Annotated in this window: 18 protein-coding genes, 1 pseudogene and 1 other annotated feature; of the genes and pseudogenes, 3 read left to right on the top strand and 16 right to left on the bottom strand. The window is 58.1% G+C overall.

All coding sequences use genetic code 11. The features are described 5' to 3' along the window. Positions 1-85: 85 nt before the first annotated feature. Positions 86-598 carry a DUF1836 domain-containing protein gene (locus BQ5353_RS05405; protein ID WP_054332541.1) on the bottom strand — a complete coding sequence of 171 codons (513 nt, stop codon included), beginning with the start codon at positions 596-598 and terminating at the stop codon, positions 86-88. Positions 599-863: 265 nt separating this feature from the next. Between BQ5353_RS05405 and BQ5353_RS05410 the strand changes: the two genes are divergently transcribed. From BQ5353_RS05410 to BQ5353_RS05420, 3 genes are all read left to right on the top strand, one after another. After that, positions 864-1,706, top strand: a complete 843-nt coding sequence (locus tag BQ5353_RS05410; RefSeq protein WP_054332542.1) for a DegV family protein — start codon at positions 864-866, stop codon at positions 1,704-1,706. Positions 1,707-1,845: 139 nt separating this feature from the next. Then, positions 1,846-2,130: an autorepressor SdpR family transcription factor gene (locus BQ5353_RS05415; protein ID WP_071427451.1), complete on the top strand. Its 285-nt coding sequence runs from the start codon at positions 1,846-1,848 to the stop codon at positions 2,128-2,130. Continuing rightward, positions 2,114-2,764 (top strand): SdpI family protein, encoded by a 651-nt coding sequence (locus BQ5353_RS05420; RefSeq protein WP_054332543.1) that lies wholly within the window; start codon positions 2,114-2,116, stop codon positions 2,762-2,764. The genes BQ5353_RS05415 and BQ5353_RS05420 overlap by 17 nt, the downstream gene beginning before the upstream one ends. Before the next feature lie 72 nt (positions 2,765-2,836). On the opposite strand, the gene aspS is transcribed toward BQ5353_RS05420, so the two are convergent. From aspS to BQ5353_RS05495, 15 genes and pseudogenes are all read right to left on the bottom strand, one after another. Next, positions 2,837-4,630 carry an aspartate--tRNA ligase gene (aspS, locus tag BQ5353_RS05425; RefSeq protein WP_071427452.1) on the bottom strand — a complete coding sequence of 598 codons (1,794 nt, stop codon included), beginning with the start codon at positions 4,628-4,630 and terminating at the stop codon, positions 2,837-2,839. A gap of 30 nt (positions 4,631-4,660) precedes the next feature. Beyond that, entirely contained in the window at positions 4,661-5,995 is a 1,335-nt protein-coding gene (gene hisS / locus BQ5353_RS05430) for a histidine--tRNA ligase (protein WP_054332450.1), read from the bottom strand. Between the two features lie 131 nt (positions 5,996-6,126). Continuing rightward, positions 6,127-6,353 (bottom strand) — a binding site (T-box leader). Between the two features lie 19 nt (positions 6,354-6,372). After that, positions 6,373-6,777, bottom strand: a complete 405-nt coding sequence (locus tag BQ5353_RS05435) for a methylglyoxal synthase (RefSeq protein ID WP_071427453.1) — start codon at positions 6,775-6,777, stop codon at positions 6,373-6,375. Between the two features lie 76 nt (positions 6,778-6,853). After that, positions 6,854-7,588 (bottom strand): nucleotide-binding protein, encoded by a 735-nt coding sequence (locus tag BQ5353_RS05440; RefSeq protein WP_071428423.1) that lies wholly within the window; start codon positions 7,586-7,588, stop codon positions 6,854-6,856. A gap of 302 nt (positions 7,589-7,890) precedes the next feature. Next, a complete protein-coding gene (locus tag BQ5353_RS05445; RefSeq protein WP_071427454.1) occupies positions 7,891-8,856 on the bottom strand; it encodes a CAP domain-containing protein in 966 nt (321 codons plus the stop codon). Positions 8,857-8,890: 34 nt separating this feature from the next. Then, on the bottom strand, positions 8,891-10,909 hold the full coding sequence (locus BQ5353_RS05450; protein ID WP_054332447.1) for a penicillin-binding transpeptidase domain-containing protein: 2,019 nt from the start codon (positions 10,907-10,909) through the stop codon (positions 8,891-8,893). 15 nt (positions 10,910-10,924) lie between these two features. After that, positions 10,925-11,449, bottom strand: coding sequence for a rod shape-determining protein MreD (locus BQ5353_RS05455; protein ID WP_162273111.1), 525 nt, complete (start codon positions 11,447-11,449; stop codon positions 10,925-10,927). A gap of 73 nt (positions 11,450-11,522) precedes the next feature. Continuing rightward, on the bottom strand, positions 11,523-12,374 hold the full coding sequence (mreC, locus tag BQ5353_RS05460) for a rod shape-determining protein MreC (RefSeq protein WP_071427456.1): 852 nt from the start codon (positions 12,372-12,374) through the stop codon (positions 11,523-11,525). A 99-nt stretch (positions 12,375-12,473) separates the two neighbouring features. Further along, the gene (locus BQ5353_RS05465) at positions 12,474-13,526 is read right to left on the bottom strand and encodes a rod shape-determining protein (RefSeq protein WP_071427457.1); all 1,053 of its coding nucleotides are present in this window, start codon (positions 13,524-13,526) and stop codon (positions 12,474-12,476) included. A gap of 134 nt (positions 13,527-13,660) precedes the next feature. Continuing rightward, positions 13,661-14,218, bottom strand: coding sequence for a Maf family protein (locus BQ5353_RS05470; RefSeq protein ID WP_054332444.1), 558 nt, complete (start codon positions 14,216-14,218; stop codon positions 13,661-13,663). A gap of 14 nt (positions 14,219-14,232) precedes the next feature. Next, complete coding sequence (locus tag BQ5353_RS05475) at positions 14,233-14,502, bottom strand: DUF4321 domain-containing protein (RefSeq protein ID WP_071427458.1); 270 nt, start codon at positions 14,500-14,502, stop codon at positions 14,233-14,235. A 19-nt stretch (positions 14,503-14,521) separates the two neighbouring features. Then, positions 14,522-14,965, bottom strand: coding sequence for a dUTP diphosphatase (gene dut / locus BQ5353_RS05480; RefSeq protein ID WP_054332442.1), 444 nt, complete (start codon positions 14,963-14,965; stop codon positions 14,522-14,524). Positions 14,966-14,976: 11 nt separating this feature from the next. Continuing rightward, a complete protein-coding gene (locus BQ5353_RS05485) occupies positions 14,977-15,993 on the bottom strand; it encodes a U32 family peptidase (RefSeq protein WP_074026314.1) in 1,017 nt (338 codons plus the stop codon). Between the two features lie 14 nt (positions 15,994-16,007). Then, a pseudogene (locus tag BQ5353_RS05490) lies at positions 16,008-16,403 on the bottom strand (rod shape-determining protein); the annotation flags it as partial. Positions 16,404-16,555: 152 nt separating this feature from the next. Continuing rightward, complete coding sequence (locus tag BQ5353_RS05495) at positions 16,556-17,113, bottom strand: Maf family protein (protein WP_054332444.1); 558 nt, start codon at positions 17,111-17,113, stop codon at positions 16,556-16,558. Positions 17,114-17,123: the final 10 nt, after the last annotated feature.

Consider the following 17,123-nt stretch of genomic DNA (forward strand, 5'->3'; position numbering starts at 1 on the left):
TGCCGCAAAAGGGGAATATTTTTGCCAAATAAAAACAGAGGACCCTATTGGGGCCCCCTGCCAGGTAAATCGCTTATTTTATGCCCTATGCCGGTCCATTTAAAGAAAGGGTGGTCTTTTTGACAAACAGCCGGTTGACGGTGGCCAATACCATGGCCCGCACCAATACCGTTTGATCGGTCTCAGCTGTGGCCACCATGGGGAGGGGGTTGCCCGTGGGGGAAAAGGTCTCCCGCAGGGCGTTTTCAAACTCGGTGCAGAAATAGTCGTAGGAGATCTCCAACGGATAGGTCTCCTTCTGCACTTGGAAGAGGGCGCAGATCTCCGGCACGGTGAAGACCTCTTTCAGCAGGCTGATCACCACTAGGCGGGCAAGGTGCTCCCGGCCGTATTTCTTACGGATAGAGGGTTCTAAAGCGCCGGTCTTGATGTAGTTGCTCACCATAGCGCCGGTGATGGCATAAGGCTGCCCATACAGCGGGTGGATCACCCCTGCAACATAAGAAAGGGTTTGATCCAGATAGAGCCCCAATTCTGGCAGCTGGCTGTACCGGGGTAGGCGGAACGCCAAAAGTTCTTCCACCTCCTGCTTCTCCATCCTTGAGTCCCCCTTTGTATTGTAGTGCCAATAGTCGCTTCTGCGGCTGTTGCCCCATAAGCCTGTACAAACCTGGAAAAATCCTGGTGCCGCTTTGCGGCGGGAGGGGCTGCGCCCCCAAAGGATTTCTTCCCCAATGGTCGCTTCTGCGACCATTGTAACATGATTGGCGAATCCCGTCAATAAAGGTCGCCTCTCACTTGACAGCATATGTGAAGTATGGTAACCTAATTTTAATTACTACTTACGAAATCGAGGTATCGCCATGGTTCAAATCATGTCCGACTCATCCGCACTCTACTCCATTGCCCAAGGAAAGGAAGTTGGCCTTGTGGTCAACCCTTTAAGCGTATCGGTCGCCGACAAAACCTATCGAGAATTTGAGGAGATTGACAGCGACACCTTTTTAAAATTGGTGATAGAAGGCAACACTCCTTCCTCTTCCCAGCCCTCTGTGGGGGAGACGCTGTCCCTCTATGAGCAGTATGGCGACGCCCCTCTTTTAAATATCACCGTGGCCGATGGCCTTTCCGGCACCTATCAGACCGCCAGTGCAGCCGCACAAAACATGCCGGAGGAGAAACGGAAGAACATCACCGTCATCAACTCAGGCACCCTTTGCGGTCCCCACCGGTATCTAGTGCAAAAGGCGTTGTCCCTGGCCAAAGAGGGCCTCTCCACCGAGGAAATCCTCAATGCCTTAGCGCCCAGCCTGGGCAATCACCGCTCCTTCCTCATCCCCAACGATTTTGATTTCCTGCGCCGGGGCGGGCGGTTGACCCCTTTGGCGGCTAAGGTCGGCGGCCTTTTGAAATTGGTACCGGTGATGACCACCACCAAGGACGGCAAACGGCTGGAGAAATTCGCCCTGTGCCGTTCCTTTGCCTCGGCTATGGAGACCATCTGCAAAAATTTCCTGGAAAATAAAGTGGGGCCGGAACATTATATCACCGTCAGCCATGCAGGGGCGCCTGCCCTGGCTCGTCAAGCCCTGGAAAAGCTGCGCGCCGTTTTCCCAGACAGTCAGATCGATGTCCTTAACCTGAGCCCGGCATTTATCACCCAAGGTGGCCCCCAGTGTGTGGCCATCCAGTATATTTTGAAATAAGACCGAAAGAGGAGGCTTGCCCTCCTCTTTTTTTGCTGGTATATTTAGACAATTGTCAAATTGATATTGACTTTCTTCTTCCAAGGGGATATTATTTAGACAGAAATCGATTTGACGATTATCGAAATGAGGTGAGACTATGGGGTTCCAGCAAACTTTCAAAGCACTCTCCGACCCCACTAGGCGGGAGATCCTGCGCCTGCTGCGGGACGGCGAGATGTCCGCCGGGGATCTCTCTTCCCATTTTTCCAGCACTGGGGCGACCATCTCCCATCACCTGTCCATCCTGCGGGACGCAGGGCTCATCCTGGACGAAAAACGGGGGAAATACATTTATTATGAACTCAACCTATCCGTCCTCGATGAAATTTTGGAATGGATTTCCAGCTTGAAAGGAGAACAAACCGATGAAACAGAATCGTAACTATCAAATCCTGGCTTGGATCTTGGCCTTTCTCCCCGCAGTGGCAGTGGCCGCCCTGTATTCCCGCCTCCCGGATCAACTGCCCATGCAGTGGGATTTTGGCGGTCAGGAAAGGTATGAACCCAAATGGCATATCTGGATCATCGCCGGAATGGCCCCCCTCTTCTGCGCCATGTTCTCGGTGCTCCCCAAAATTGACCCCCGCCGCCGCAACTACGCCAAATTCGGCGAAGCTTACCAGGGATTCCAGTGCATGATGATGGTTTTTCTGACGGTAATGGTTGGCATTGTCCTCACCGAAGGGCTGCGGCCCGGCACGGTGGAGGTGCGCCGGGTAGTCATCTTCCTGATGGCGGCGCTCTTCCTCTTCATCGGCAACCAGATGCCCAAGTTCCGGCAGAACTATTTCTGCGGCGTCAAAACCCCCTGGACTTTATCCAGCGAAACCGTATGGAACCGCACCCACCGGCTGGCTGGCCGGCTGATGTTCGCCGCGGGGGCAGTCAGTTTAATCGGGGCTTTCACCCCCCAGGCGGTATCCCTTTTTCTGGTGTTTGGCTCACTGATTGCCGCTACCCTCATCCCCGCCGTTATGAGCTACCGCTGGTACCAGCAGGAGACCGGGGGGCAATAACCCCCTATTTTTCGTAAAAAACCGCCCGCGCCAAAGTAAGGCGCGGGCGGTTTGCTTTTTTCGAAGTATTGTTTATTCTTCCTCGGTGGCGGTGACGGCGATGGACAGCTCCCGCAGGTTTTTCTCCTCTACAGCAGAGGGGCACATGGTCATCAACTCGCTGGAATTCTGCACTTTGGGGAAGGCGATGACCTCTTTGATAGAGTCCTTGCCCAGCATCAACATCACCAGGCGATCCAGACCGTAGGCCATACCGCCGTGGGGGGGCACACCGTATTGGAAGGCATTGAGCAGGAAGCCGAACCGCTCCTGCGCCTCCTCCTCGGTGAAGCCCAAGGCGGAGAACACCTTGCTCTGAATGTCCGGGTCGTTGATCCGGATGGAACCACCGCCCAGCTCGGTGCCGTTGAGCACCATGTCGTAGGCCCGGGCATAGACATGGCCCAGGTCGCCGCTGGCCATTTTGTCCAGGTCCTCCAGCTTGGGGGAGGTGAAGGGATGGTGCATCGCCATAAACCGGTTCTCTTCTTCGCTCCACTCGTACATGGGGAAGTCGGTGACCCACAAGAAGTCAAAGGTGCCGGGCTGGATGAGGTCCAACTTGCGGGCCAGATGGCCGCGCAGGGCGCCCAGGCTGTCGAAAACCACCTTGTTTTTGCCATCGGCCACCAAGAGGAGGACATCGCCGGTCTCTGCGCCCAAGGCGGTGCGGATGGCGGTTTTCTCCTCCTCGGTGAGGAATTTCTCATAGGAGGAGGACTCGGCCTCAGCGGTCAGGCGGGTAAAGGCCAAGCCCTTAGCCCGGTAGGTTTTGACAAAGTCGGTCAGCTTGTCGATCTCTTTGCGGGTGAGGGTAGCCGCCGCACCTTTCACATTGATGCCCCGGACGCTTCCGCCCTCCGCCAGAGCACCGGCGAACACCTTGAACTCGCAGTTTTTCAGCAGATCGGAGAGGTCCACCAGCTCCAGGCCAAAGCGGGTATCCGGCTTATCGCTGCCATAGCGGCTCATGGCCTCGTCGTAGCACAGGCGCTTAAAGGGGGTCTTCACCTCCACGCCCAAAACCTTGTGGAACACCTCTTTGACAAACCCTTCGTTGACGGTCATCACGTCCTCTTCGTCTACAAAGGACATCTCCAGGTCGATCTGGGTGAATTCGGGCTGGCGGTCGGCCCGCAGGTCCTCGTCCCGGAAGCAACGGGCGATCTGCATGTACCGGTCATAACCGGAAAGCATCAGGATCTGTTTGTACAGCTGGGGGGACTGGGGCAGGGCAAAGAATTTGCCGGGGTGCACCCGGGAGGGCACCAGGTAGTCCCGGGCGCCTTCGGGGGTGGATTTGATGAGGATGGGGGTCTCAATCTCCAAAAACCCGTTGTTGTCATAGTAGTCACGGGCCACCTTGACGATCTTGTGCCGCATCATGATGGCGTTTTGCATCACTGGGCGGCGCAGGTCCAGGTAGCGGTATTTTAGCCGCAGCTCCTCTTTGACGTTGGTGTCGTTGACGATCTCAAAGGGCGGCGTCTGGGATTTGGCCAGCACCCGCAGGTCGTCCACATAGACTTCCACCTCGCCAGTGGGAATCTCGGTGTTGACCGACTCCCGGCGGCGGACCAGGCCCTTGGCCATCAGCACAAACTCCGCCCGGGCAGCAGCGGCTTTCTCAAAAATCTCCCGCTGGGTGCCGTCGTTAAAAGCCAGCTGGACGATACCGGTGCGGTCCCGCAGGTCGATAAACACCAGGTTGCCCAGATCCCTTGTCTTTTGCACCCAACCGGTGACCACAACCGTCTCACCGATGAGGCTGGGGAGCACCTCCCCGCAATAATGGGTTCGTTTGAGCCCTTGCATAGTATCTGCCATAATGTATTGCACTCCTTTGCAGCTAAATCGTTACAATTCCACCGGGTTCATCTGGCCAAGCAGGCCCTCCAGAACGGGGCCCGCCTCGCCGATCTGCTCAAACAGCCGGGCATACAGGGCGTCGGTCAGCTGGCAGAGCTCCACTTCCTGCTGCTGGCCGTCGGCCATCCGTTTCAGGTTGGCTTTGCCTGCCGCCAGCTCGTTGTCCCCCAGCACCAAGGTGTACGCCGCCCCGATTTTGTCGGCGTACTTCATTTGGGCCTTCAGGCTGCGGCCCACCGTGTCGGTCTCAGCCACAAAACCCTCCTGACGGAGCTGGGTGACCAGGCGCAGCGCCTCAATGGATGCGGCCTCCCCCATGGGGGCGATGTACAGGTCGCAGGGGCGTTCCTGGGGGAATTCACAGCCCCCGGCTTCCATCACCGCCAAAAGCCGCTCCAGGCCGATGGCAAAGCCCAGCCCGCAGGTGGCGGGTCCGCCCACCTCCTCCACCAAGCCGTCATACCGGCCGCCGCCGCAGACAGTGCCTTGGGCGCCGATCTGGTTGGAGACAAACTCAAACACCGTCTTGGTGTAGTAATCCAGCCCGCGGACGATGGTGGGGTCGATGGTATAGGGGATTTCCATAGCAGCAAGCCGCTGCTTCAGCCCTTCAAAGTGGGTGCGGCAGTCGTCGCAGAGGAAGTCCAGCACCACTGGAGCCCCTTTGGCGATCTCCTTGCACTCGGGGCATTTGCAGTCCAGGATGCGCAGGGGGTTCTTGTCCAGCCGCTCCAAACAGGTGGGGCAGAGCCGGTCGGTATACTGGGAGAAATACTCCTTCAGTGCGGCGTGGTAGCTGGGCCGGCAGTTGGGGCAACCGATGGAGTTGATCTCCAAGGTCAGGTTTTCCACCTCCAGCACCGACAGGCACTCGTGGATAAGGCTGATCACCTCAGCGTCTGCGCTGGGGGATTTTGCCCCCAACACCTCCACTCCAAACTGATGGAATTGGCGGTACCGGCCCTCCTGGGTGTTCTCATACCGGAAACAGGGGGTCACATAGCTGAGTTTGAGGGGCAGGGCCTCATTAAGGAGGCCGTTTTCCACCGCTGCCCGCACTACCCCAGCGGTGCCCTCCGGCTTTAGGGTGACCGAGCGGCCCTTTTTGTCATTGAAGGTGTACATCTCCTTCTGCACCACATCGGTGGTGTCCCCCACCGACCGGGTGAACAGCTCGGTGTGTTCAAATACCGGGGTGCGGATCTCCCCAAAACCATACAGTTTGGCAGTGCCCAGAAGGGTGCTCTCCAGGTATTGCAGCTTTCCAGTGCGGTCCGGCAGGAAATCCTGGGTGCCCTTGGGTCGTTTGGTCAGCAATGCCATCTATTCTCAAATCCTTTCTGTTTTCGTTATAAATATATCCAAAACGCCGCCAGGCGGCGATGGGAACCATAGGGGGCTTGCCGCAGGGGCCGCAACGATAAAAAATCCCCGTCTCCCTGTGCCCAATGCACAGAAGGGACGAGGAAAATTCCACGCGGTGCCACCCTGCTTAGGCGGACAGCGCCGCCTCACTTTTGCCCTTTTTAACGCAAAGGGGACACGGGCAGGGCTTGCGCAACGCTCACCTTGCCAGCTCGGCGGGTGTCCTTCCCACTGCAAATTCCGCTGGCCCTCTCAGCAGCCGGGCCATTCTCTGTGGCGGTTCGCAGCGCTACTATTCCCGCGTCAGCGCCGTTTCCATCTATACAAGAAGAGAACTATCTCTTGGGGTTTACAATATTTCTCCAGTCCAGGTCACCCCGATCCAGCGCGTGGATCAACGCTTCTGCTGTGGCGATGTTGGTCGCCGCCGGGATGTTGTGGACATCACACAGCCGAAGCAGGTTTGCCTCCTCCGGGTCGGTTGACCGGGTGGAGATGGGGTCCCGCAGGAACAAGAGCAGGTCAATTTCATTGCACTGGATGCGGGCAGCAATCTGTTGGCCGCCGCCTTGGCCGCCGCTCAAAAAGCGGAACACCGGAAGGCCGGTCGCCTCGGAGACCAATTTGCCAGTGGTGCCGGTGGCGCAGATGCTGTGCCTGCTGAGAATGCCGCAGTAAGCGATACAGAACTGTACCATCAGCTCTTTTTTTGAGTCATGGGCAATCAGTGCGATGTTCATGATGGATTCCCTCCCGTTACACACAGTCTAGTATAAACGATTTCTTCCTGTTTTGAAAGCCTTTTTTCCAAAAAAGTCAACCGATCGCCAAGGGAATGTACTTTCCCTCGATCCGCCCAGCCAGATTGGCGAACACCCGATGGCAAACGGTGGAATTGGGCAGGGGCCTGCCCTTGGCGGTGATCTCCATCACCTGATTCTCCTGGGGAATGACCCCGATTAACTGCACCCCCACCCCGTCGATAACTGCATCCAGGTCAGGGAGCATCTTCATCTTTGCCAGCTGGGGCGTCACTTTGTTGATAACGAGGCGGATATCCCCCACGCCGAGGGCCTCCAGCGTATCAGCGACTTTGCGGCCGTCCCGCACACAGATGGGGTCAGGGGTGACGACCAAAAGGGCACGGTCCGCCACCGCAGCTGCGGCCTGGAAATTGCGGCCCAGCCCGGCGGGCGTGTCCACCAATAGATAATCAAAGTGATGGGCCAAGCCCCGGGTCAGGCGGATCAAATCCCCTTGATCTGGGATAAAACAGTGGTCATATGGGGCGGGCAGCAGATACAGCCCCTGCATGTAGGGGCAGGCCGCCATGGCCTTGATGGGTTCACAGCGGCGGGTCAGCACATCCGAGAGGTCGTAGACCGTCTCATCCTGCACCCCCAGCATAATGTCCATGCCTCTCAGGCCACTGTCCATCTCCAGCAGGAGGACCCGCTTGCCCGCCTGGGCCAGGGCCGCCCCCAACAGCACCGACACGGTAGATTTTCCCACCCCGCCCTTGCCGGAGGTCACTAGAATTGTCTGCGCCAACTGCATCGTTCCTTTCTGGCCCAAGCAAACCCTTCCCTGGCTTTTGGGGAGATAACCTGGATGGCTGTACCAGTTACACATTGCTCAAATATTTGTCCCAATGGAGGTCAAAAAACACGACGCCGCTTTGGAAAGCCCCTCAAGCCGAGCTGAATTTCCCCCATAGGGACTGCTATAGAATCATTGTAGCATGCTTTTCCCTAAAATAACAATAGTTTCGGTGATTATTTTTCCCGGTTCTACACATTTTGGCGGGATTTTTATCCAATTCGCAGGATTTCCTTCCTCTTTTAGAAGAATGGCTATCCCCCGGCAATGTCGGCGCTTGCAAACCACTGGGCCCAGTAGGTGGTGCCGCCCAGGGTGTACCTGCCAATACCAGTCCGCGTAAAATCGGGGTCGACCATGTTTTGGTAGTGGAGCGGGGAATGGATCCATCCCTCGCAGGCATCGGCATTCACCCCACCGTATCCCTTGGCCAGGTTCTCCCCCAGCTTGGTGCGGGCGATGAGGGAGTAGCCCAGCTCCTCTTTTAGGGTGCTCCAGGATAGCCCGCCGGGCCTTTGATGGCTGTATTGGCCGGTGTAAGCGATTTCCATTGCCCGCACTGTGGCAATCTGACAGAGGGCTTCGTCCAGCAAAAGAGGGCCAACCCCTTCCTCGGCCCGGCAATCGTTGACAATGCCCAGGATCTCCTCCCGGGTGGCTGCAAGTTCCGGCTGGAGCGCCCTCGCTTCCGGTTCCAGCGCGGCGGCGCCGGCAAACCCTGCGGAATTGATCTTGACAATGTCGCCGGTTTCACGGCTGAGCTCGGTTACGCTGCCATCCTGCTCCACCCGGTAGGTGACGGTGTCGCTGGTGACCGTTTTGATGCCGTATCTCTCCTCCCGGACCGCCTCCCGCTTCCCCACCCCCAGGATGACCAGCTGGGCTTGGCAAACGGCGGTGTTCCCCGCCTCATCCGACACAAGGAGGGAAAAAACATAGGTACCAGGTTCTTGAAAATCCAGGTAACCCTCCCCATACTGAACGGTGAAAGCTTTGCCTTTGCGGTTGTCGGTGTAAGTGTCAATGAAATCGGCGGCGCTGTAGGGCTCGGTGCGGGCCCCATCCGTGTCCACCCCATCCTCATAATGCCGGACTGTCACTGTTTTTGTGGTGACCTGGGGCGGTTCGGTGTCCTGCGCCAACAGGAGGCAGAGGGCCAATGCCGCCGCAAGCGCAGCCGCCGCGGCGATCCCTTTGATAATCTTGACCTCTCCGGCCATGTTGTGTCCCTCCCAATCCTTTCTTGTCCGCCGGTTAGGGGAGCAGCTCCCCCTTGGGGGGAACCTGTGCCGGGGTGGCGTTCAGGGAGAAATACTCGTCAAAGATGGCCTTGGCCACCGGCGCACCGGTGTAGCCGTGCCAACCCTTTTCAATGACCACCGCCACCGCGATCTGAGGGTCGTCCGCAGGGGCATAAGCGATAAAGGTGGAGTTTGGAAACTGATGGGTTTCAGGGGTACCTGTTTTTGATGCAACGGAAATTGGATAGTTCCCAAAGGTGGCGCTGGAAGTTCCCCCTGCGCCGGAAGCTGCGATCATGCCGCGGCGCACAACGTCAAACACCTCTTGGGAGGCATCCACCTGTTGGCGGATGGAAGGGGTGTGTTCCTGGTAGGTTTCTTCCCGAGTGTAGTCCTTCACCGCCTTGATGATGCTTACCTCCATCCGCTTTCCATCATTTGCCAAAGTGGCGGTATAGTTGGCCATCTGCAAGGGGGTCAGTTTGGTGTCCTTCTGGCCGATGGCCGCCTGGATCACGTTTCCCCCAGTCCAAGTCTCCCCTACGCTTTTGCTGAATTCAGGGGAGGAGAGGCGGCCCACCCGCTCAGGCAGTTCGATGCCGGTGGGCTGGCCCATGCCAAAACTGGAGGCGTAGTAGTTGATCCGGTCGATGCCGATCCGCCGCCCCACGTCGTAGAAGAAGATGTTACAGGATTTCTGAAGGGCGGTGATCACGTTGATATCCCGATGGAAAGAGAGGCATCCGGGCTGGTAGTCGTCAAAGAAGGTGTACTTCATGCCACAGAAAACAGTGCTGCTTTCGTCAATTTCTCCGCTAGCCAGGGCGGCGGTGGCCACCGTGGGCTTGAAGATGGAGCCAGGGGTGTATTCCCCCATCAGCGCCCGGTTGAACATGGGGTTCCGCTCATCCTTGAGCAGGTCGGAAAAATCCTGGTTGTAGGTGGTCAGGTGGTAATCCGGCCAACTGAGGAGCACCAACACTTCGCCAGTTTTGACATCGATGGCCGCCACCGCGCCGGCATCCGCCTCACGCCCCTGGCCCACCGGGGCTGTGGCGTTGAGCAGCTGGATTTCCTGGATCAAAGCGTCTTTGGCCACCTGCTGCAATTTCTGGTCCAGGGTCAGCATGATGGTATTGCCGGGCACCGGGGTCTTTCCCTCGGTGACTTCCACCACATTCCCTTGGGAATTTAAGTAAATCTGCCGGGTGCCGTTCTGACCCCGCAGCTGGTCTTCAAACTGTTTTTCAATCCCCTCTTTGCCGATGACGCCGTTCATGGCGTACCCCTTGTCCTTGAGATCCTGGTATTCCTCGGCATAGATGGGCCCAATCCGCCCGATGATGTGGGGGGCCAGGTCATCGTTGACGTATTCCCGGACGGCGCTTTCCTGAATGTCCACCCCGGGCAGTTCAAACCCCCGCTCCTTGATCTTGGTAGCGGTGGTGATGGAGATATCCTCCGCAAAGGTGTAGGGGGTGGAGATGGAAAAGCCCCGCTGCTCCATCTCATACCGCACCCCGGCGATCTTCCGGGCGTCCTCGGGGGCGTACTCCTCCAGGTGGAACCGCTCGGTGGTCAGCCAGTATAGGACGTCGTCCACCGTGGCCGACTCCCCCACCCCGGCAAACTTCTTCAACCGGGCAACTTCAGCTTCATACCCCTCTTTGAATTGGAAAGGGGCCGCCTCAGTGATGGGCAGGTTGTCGATCCAGCTCTCCCCAGTCTCCTCCAACATGTTGATCACCTTGAGGATGGTCTCATTCTCCCTGCCCTTTTCCAGGAACGCCCGGTCCAGGACGATATTCCAGCCCACCCGGTTGACGGCAAAGGGCCGGCCATACCGGTCGGTGATCTCGCCCCGGGCGGCTTCCACCACCTGGCTGCGCTCGGTCCCCCGGTTGACCATGGCGTAGTATTCCTCTCCCTGGACAATCTGGAGCTGCATCAGCCGGATGATATAAATGAACAGCACCACCCCCAGGGCCGCAGAAAGCAGCATGACCCGGGAACGCTGTGTAGATAGTTTCATGGCGGCCTCCTTTGGTTACAGTTCCAGCTTGGACTGGTAAAAATCATAGAGCTTCCGGCTGCCCCAATAAAATAAGGGAGTAAACACGGTGGTGTACACCCCCGTGGGCAGAATTTTGGTTAAGTACAGGCGGAAGACATCCTCGTATCCCCACAGGGCGTAGAGGAAGAAAAACTGGGTGATCCCCAAAAAAAGGGCCGTCCCCCCGCAGAGGATAGCGGCGGAGAGGAGGTTGTTCTTCATCAGGTAGATCACCAAAAGGCCGATGGCCACACAGATCACCAGCAGCTGGATGGAATAAAACCCGAAGACCGAAAAGGCCCCCAGGTCCAGGAGCATCCCGCCCAGAGCCCCCAGGAGGCCGCCGACGAACTCCCCTTCCACCATGGCGATGCACACCACTGCGGGAATCACCAGGTTGGGCTTAATTCCGAACACACTCAAAAAACCCGGTGTGGTCTGTAACACATACAGGGCCAAAAGGATGAGTACATAGGAGCAGTACTTGACTGCATAGACCTTGGCTTTGTTATTGTTCAAGCCCATCCCCCCTTCGTTAAAATCCAAAAACAGCACAAAACGGGAGCGCTTATTGGCGCCCCCGTCCCCTTTGTTATTCCGCTGCGGACGCCTGCCCTTCAAAGGAGGTGATCACCAGCACATCCTTAACGGTGCGCACATCCACCGCCGGCTCGATCACCGCGTACAGGGAAATGCCGTGGCTCTCGGTCCGCACCTCCCGGATGGTGCCGATCACCAAATCCTTGGGGTAAAGGCCGCCCACGTTGGAGGTGATCACAATGTCCCCCGCCGAGGCCCCGCTCTCCCGCTGGAGGAGGGTCAGCTGGCACAGGCCTTCCTCCGCCAGGTCGATGCGGCCAGTGGTGATGCCGATGTCCTTGGTGCGGGAGTCATAGGAGCTGATCTCCAACATCACATCCAGGATGGTTGCCACCTTGGCATAGGTCGGCCCCACCTCCACTACCATTCCCACCAAGCCATCCTCAGTGATCACCGGGTCGTGGAGGCTGATGCCGTCCAGGGAACCTTTGTCGATGGTGAAGGCATAGAACCGGTCGTTGGGGTCCCGCCCGATGACAAAGGCGGTTTCAAAGTCAAAATCGGGGTTTTTCTCCTTGATATCCAGGTATTCCTTTAGCTGTTCGTTCTCCAGCTTGTATTTGTCAAATTCCAGCTGGCGCTGGGTCAGCCGCCGGTTCTCCTCCTTGAGGCGCTCGTTCTCCTCTAAGATCTCCCCAGAGCGGAACATCCGGTCAAACAGGCCGGAGAAACTGGCGCTCACCGACGCGCTGGCCTTTTGCAGCGGGTTGGTGAGAATCCCCAGGATCTGGGAAGTCATCGGTGCAAGGCCGCCGGTGTAGGCGGCGCGGAGCATAAACGCAAGCAGGAACGCCAGCACGGCAACCAATATTTTAAAGCGGATGCTTTTGAAGAAATCGCCCATGCTGTCATCCCCTTTTGGCGGCGTTTTCGAAAAAGGGGCCGCCTGTCCCGGGGTTTCTCCGGAGGAGCGGGCGGCCGAACAATAGAATTTTGCCTTTCGTTAATAGTTCTTGTCATCCTCGTCGGTGAGGACTTCCCGCAGCTTATCAATATCGTCCAGCACCTTGCCAGTGCCGTCAGCCACGCAGTCCAGGGGGCTTTCGGCGATGTACACCGACATGCCGGTCTCCTGGGCGATCAAGCGGTCCAGGCCCTTGAGGAGGGCGCCGCCGCCGGTCAGCACAATGCCGTGGTCGATGATGTCGGCCGAAAGCTCGGGCGGGGTGCGCTCCAAGGTGGTGCGGATGGCGTCCAGCACATTGGAAAGAGGCTCCACCAGGGCTTCCCGGACCTCGTCGGGGTGGATTTGGATATTCTTGGGAAGGCCGTCCACCAGGTTGCGGCCCTTGATTTCCATGGGCTGCTCATCCTCATAGGGATAGGCGGAGCCAATGGTGATCTTGATATCCTCTGCGGTGCGCTCACCGATGAGGAGGTTGTATTTCTTTTTCACATACTGGATGATGGAGGAATCGAACTCGTCTCCCCCCACCCGGACCGATTTGGCCGCCACAATGCCGCCCAGGGAGATGACCGCCACCTCGCTGGTCCCGCCGCCGATGTCCACCACCATGCTGCCGGTGGCCTCTGCCACGGGCAGGCCGGCGCCGATGGCCGCGGCCATGGGCTCCTCAATGATGGAGACCTGCCGGGCGCCCGCCTTGAAGGCGGCCTCCTTGACGGCCCGGCGCTCCACGGCGGTGACCCCAGAGGGGATGCAGATGATCACCCGGGGCCGGGCGAATTTGGAGCCGCCGCAAGCCTTGCGGATAAAACTTTGCAGCATGCTTGCCGTGATGTCAAAATCTGCGATAACGCCATCCTTCAAGGGGCGCACCGCCACGATGGAGCCGGGGGTACGGCCGATGACGTCCTTGGCCTCCTGGCCCACATACCGAACAGTGTCGGTGCGGGTGTCCACCGCCACAACCGAGGGCTCCCGCATAATGATGCCTTTTCCCTTCATAAAAATCAAGGTATTGGCTGTGCCTAGGTCGACACCGATATCTTTGGAAAACCCTAAATTCAAATTCATACGGTCTAGAAACGACATGTGGCGCGAATCCCCTTTCCACTTCTACTCTCTAACTCTATTCGAAAGCCATATGGCAAATAGTCCTTTAACTCATTCATTATAACCGCAAAGCCCCGATAACTCAACGTTTTTTTTCGGATTTCAGGCTTTGTTCATCTATTTTTCAATTTTTGGTAAAGCGCCTGGACCGGAAGGCCCATCACATTGTAATAGTCTCCCTCAATCCCTTCAATATACGCGCTTCCAAAGCCCTGGATGCCATAGGCGCCCGCTTTGTCAAAGGGTTCGCCGGTGGCGATGTACGCCTCCATCTCCCCCTCGTCCATGGGGGCGAAGCGGACTTTGGTGCCCATGGCGAAGGTCTCCTCACCCAACGGCCCCACCAAGGCCACGCCGGTGTAAACCATATGGTCCCGCCCCTGCAATTTTTGCAGCATGGCCCGGCTTCTCTGTGGGGTTTTCGGCTTGCCCAAAATTTCATCCCCCACAACCACAATGGTATCCGCCCCGATGACCAGGGCGGCGGGATGGGCGGCGGCCACCTCTTTGGCCTTGTGGAGGGCCAGTTGCTGGACGGTCTCTTGGGGGGAGAGCCCCTCCTTGGCGACTTCCTCTCCCAGGGCGGGGATCACCTCATACTCCGGCACAATCAGCCGCAGCAGCTCCTGCCGCCTGGGGGAACCGGATGCCAAAATCACTTGTTTTTCCATCTCTTTCCCCTTTTCTACAGCCGTTTGATAGCGCCTTTGTAGGCGAACAGCGCTGCGGTGATGGTGAATATTTGGGCTACATTGATGCCCATTTCCAGCCCAAAGGCCACCCGGACCACCGAGAGATCCAGCACCATGGGGGAGGCGGCGGAGATGCCCACCGTCTTCCCATAGGCCAGCCAGGAGAGGAAGGGGACCCCTTCCGATAAGCTGGCGATCAGCGAGCCGATGATAATGCCCGCGATGATAAAAAATAAAAACACCAGGTTCTTTTTCAGTTTCATTGTGTCCATACCATCCAAGTTATTGTTGTTTCACGCCGGTGGAGCCAAAGCCCCCCGACCCCCGACCGGTGCCGGAGAGCTGTTCGGCCTCCCGAAGTTCCGGGGTCAGAACCGGCAGCAGAACCAACTGGGCGATGCGGTCCCCGTTTTCCACCACAAAGGGCTCCTCCCCGTGGTTGATAAGGCCCACCTGTACCTCGCCCCGGTAATCCCAGTCGATAACCCCCACCCCGTTGGCAGGGACCACTCCTTTTTTTACCCCCAGGCCGCTGCGGCCAAAGACAAAGCCCGCCACCCCAGAAGGCAGCTCCAGGGCGATGCCGGTGGGCACCCGGCCGATCTTCCCCGGCCCGATGGTCATGGGCTCGGGGAGGCAGGCGCACAGGTCGTAGCCGGCGCTCCCTTCGGTGGCCCGGCTGGGCAGCTGGGCCCCGGGGGACAGCTTTTTCACAAGCAGTTCCATCAAAAACCCCCTTACAGCACGTTGCGGTAGTAGAGGCCCCGGGTCTTATCCCCCTCTGGCCGGCCGCCAAAGGCGTATTCCCTGACGATCCTCTCGCAGGTTTTGCCATCCTCGCAGGTGAAGTAGAGGGTCAGGAAGGAAAAGCCCTCCAATTCCTCTTTCCGGTCGGCCAGGTAGACCGGCACCGAATTGAACAGCTCGCTGATGCCGCTGCCGCAGTCCACCATAAACTCCACCCCTTTGCGGTCGGTGAGGGTATTCCATTTCCGGCCGCAGGCCTTGCAGCCCATGGCGGCTTTGATGGGGCAGTTGCGCAGGGCCATCAACGGGAAATAGCCGTAGGCCAAGATGCCATAGGGCAGGTAGTCACCCAATTTTTTGGCCTTGAATAGATTGATTTCAAAGGAGAGTTCCGCGTCCTTGAGGCCCAGCTCCGCTACGGCCTTCAGGGCGTGGGAATTGTTGAGGTTTAAGGAGAACCCACCGTGGATTTCCAGCCCTGCTTCCCGGGCCAGTCGGACTGCCCCCAGGTTGCCGGCCCATGCCTTGGTGATCCCCTTTTGCTTCAGTCTGCCCAGTTTTTCTTGGGTAGAATCGGCTGGGCCGAAGAGAATCCGGGGGATTTCCACCGCCATCTTCTCCGGGCAGGGGATAGCCCCTGCCTCCAGCGCGGCCAGCAGGGCGTCCACCGGCATGGCGATCTGCTCACACTGCTCCAGCATCAGGGGTGAGAGCTGGGCCGCAGTCAGCACTCTGGCCCGCAGGGCCGGGATCTTGATATTCAGCAATTTGGGGTGGTTGCGGGGCACCACATCCTGGAAGGGCACCGGATGGAGGGCGCTGCGCTTCTCGCCGATCTCCTCCAGCACCTGGCGGCGCATGGCATTGAGGGCGGACACCGGCAGGATCAGCCCCTCGCCGATGTCGGCGGTCAGCTCCCCCAGATAATAGGGGGTGCCGCCGGTTTTGGCAAGGCTCTGGGCCACCTTTTCTTGGGTGGTGGGCTTATTCTCTGCAATTTGGGGCACATCCCCCTGGGNATGGAGACCTGCCGGGCGCCCGCCTTGAAGGCGGCCTCCTTGACGGCCCGGCGCTCCACGGCGGTGACCCCAGAGGGGATGCAGATGATCACCCGGGGCCGGGCGAATTTGGAGCCGCCGCAAGCCTTGCGGATAAAACTTTGCAGCATGCTTGCCGTGATGTCAAAATCTGCGATAACGCCATCCTTCAAGGGGCGCACCGCCACGATGGAGCCGGGGGTACGGCCGATGACGTCCTTGGCCTCCTGGCCCACATACCGAACAGTGTCGGTGCGGGTGTCCACCGCCACAACCGAGGGCTCCCGCATAATGATGCCTTTTCCCTTCATAAAAATCAAGGTATTGGCTGTGCCTAGGTCGACACCGATATCTTTGGAAAACCCTAAATTCAAATTCATACGGTCTAGAAACGACATGTGGCGCGAATCCCCTTTCCACTTCTACTCTCTAACTCTATTCGAAAGCCATATGGCAAATAGTCCTTTAACTCATTCATTATAACCGCAAAGCCCCGATAACTCAACGTTTTTTTTCGGATTTCAGGCTTTGTTCATCTATTTTTCAATTTTTGGTAAAGCGCCTGGACCGGAAGGCCCATCACATTGTAATAGTCTCCCTCAATCCCTTCAATATACGCGCTTCCAAAGCCCTGGATGCCATAGGCGCCCGCTTTGTCAAAGGGTTCGCCGGTGGCGATGTACGCCTCCATCTCCCCCTCGTCCATGGGGGCGAAGCGGACTTTGGTGCCCATGGCGAAGGTCTCCTCACCCAACGGCCCCACCAAGGCCACGCCGGTGTAAACCATATGGTCCCGCCCCTGCAATTTTTGCAGCATGGCCCGGCTTCTCTGTGGGGTTTTCGGCTTGCCCAAAATTTCATCCCCCACAACCACAATGGTATCCGCCCCGATGACCAGGGCGGCGGGATGGGCGGCGGCCACCTCTTTGGCCTTGTGGAGGGCCAGTTGCTGGACGGTCTCTTGGGGGGAGAGCCCCTCCTTGGCGACTTCCTCTCCCAGGGCGGGGATCACCTCATACTCCGGCACAATCAGCCGCAGCAGCTCCTGCCGCCTGGGGGAACCGGATGCCAAAATCACTTGTTTTTCCATCTCTTTCCCC

Origin of the sequence: Merdimmobilis hominis (assembly GCF_900104615.1) — a bacterium.
In the GTDB taxonomy this organism is placed as follows: domain Bacteria; phylum Bacillota; class Clostridia; order Oscillospirales; family Ruminococcaceae; genus Merdimmobilis; species Merdimmobilis hominis.

Coding starts and splice junctions, on each gene's coding strand:
- BQ5353_RS05450 (WP_054332447.1), bottom strand. CDS start 10,909: ATGAAACTATCTACACAGCGTTCCCGGGTCATGCTGCTTTCTGCGGCC.
- dut (WP_054332442.1), bottom strand. CDS start 14,965: ATGGAACTGCTTGTGAAAAAGCTGTCCCCCGGGGCCCAGCTGCCCAGC.
- BQ5353_RS05465 (WP_071427457.1), bottom strand. CDS start 13,526: ATGTCGTTTCTAGACCGTATGAATTTGAATTTAGGGTTTTCCAAAGAT.
- hisS (WP_054332450.1), bottom strand. CDS start 5,995: ATGGCATTGCTGACCAAACGACCCAAGGGCACCCAGGATTTCCTGCCG.
- BQ5353_RS05475 (WP_071427458.1), bottom strand. CDS start 14,502: ATGAAACTGAAAAAGAACCTGGTGTTTTTATTTTTTATCATCGCGGGC.
- BQ5353_RS05405 (WP_054332541.1), bottom strand. CDS start 598: ATGGAGAAGCAGGAGGTGGAAGAACTTTTGGCGTTCCGCCTACCCCGG.
- BQ5353_RS05420 (WP_054332543.1), top strand. CDS start 2,114: ATGAAACAGAATCGTAACTATCAAATCCTGGCTTGGATCTTGGCCTTT.
- BQ5353_RS05415 (WP_071427451.1), top strand. CDS start 1,846: ATGGGGTTCCAGCAAACTTTCAAAGCACTCTCCGACCCCACTAGGCGG.
- BQ5353_RS05495 (WP_054332444.1), bottom strand. CDS start 17,113: ATGGAAAAACAAGTGATTTTGGCATCCGGTTCCCCCAGGCGGCAGGAG.
- BQ5353_RS05470 (WP_054332444.1), bottom strand. CDS start 14,218: ATGGAAAAACAAGTGATTTTGGCATCCGGTTCCCCCAGGCGGCAGGAG.
- aspS (WP_071427452.1), bottom strand. CDS start 4,630: ATGGCAGATACTATGCAAGGGCTCAAACGAACCCATTATTGCGGGGAG.
- BQ5353_RS05445 (WP_071427454.1), bottom strand. CDS start 8,856: ATGGCCGGAGAGGTCAAGATTATCAAAGGGATCGCCGCGGCGGCTGCG.
- BQ5353_RS05435 (WP_071427453.1), bottom strand. CDS start 6,777: ATGAACATCGCACTGATTGCCCATGACTCAAAAAAAGAGCTGATGGTA.
- BQ5353_RS05410 (WP_054332542.1), top strand. CDS start 864: ATGGTTCAAATCATGTCCGACTCATCCGCACTCTACTCCATTGCCCAA.
- mreC (WP_071427456.1), bottom strand. CDS start 12,374: ATGGGCGATTTCTTCAAAAGCATCCGCTTTAAAATATTGGTTGCCGTG.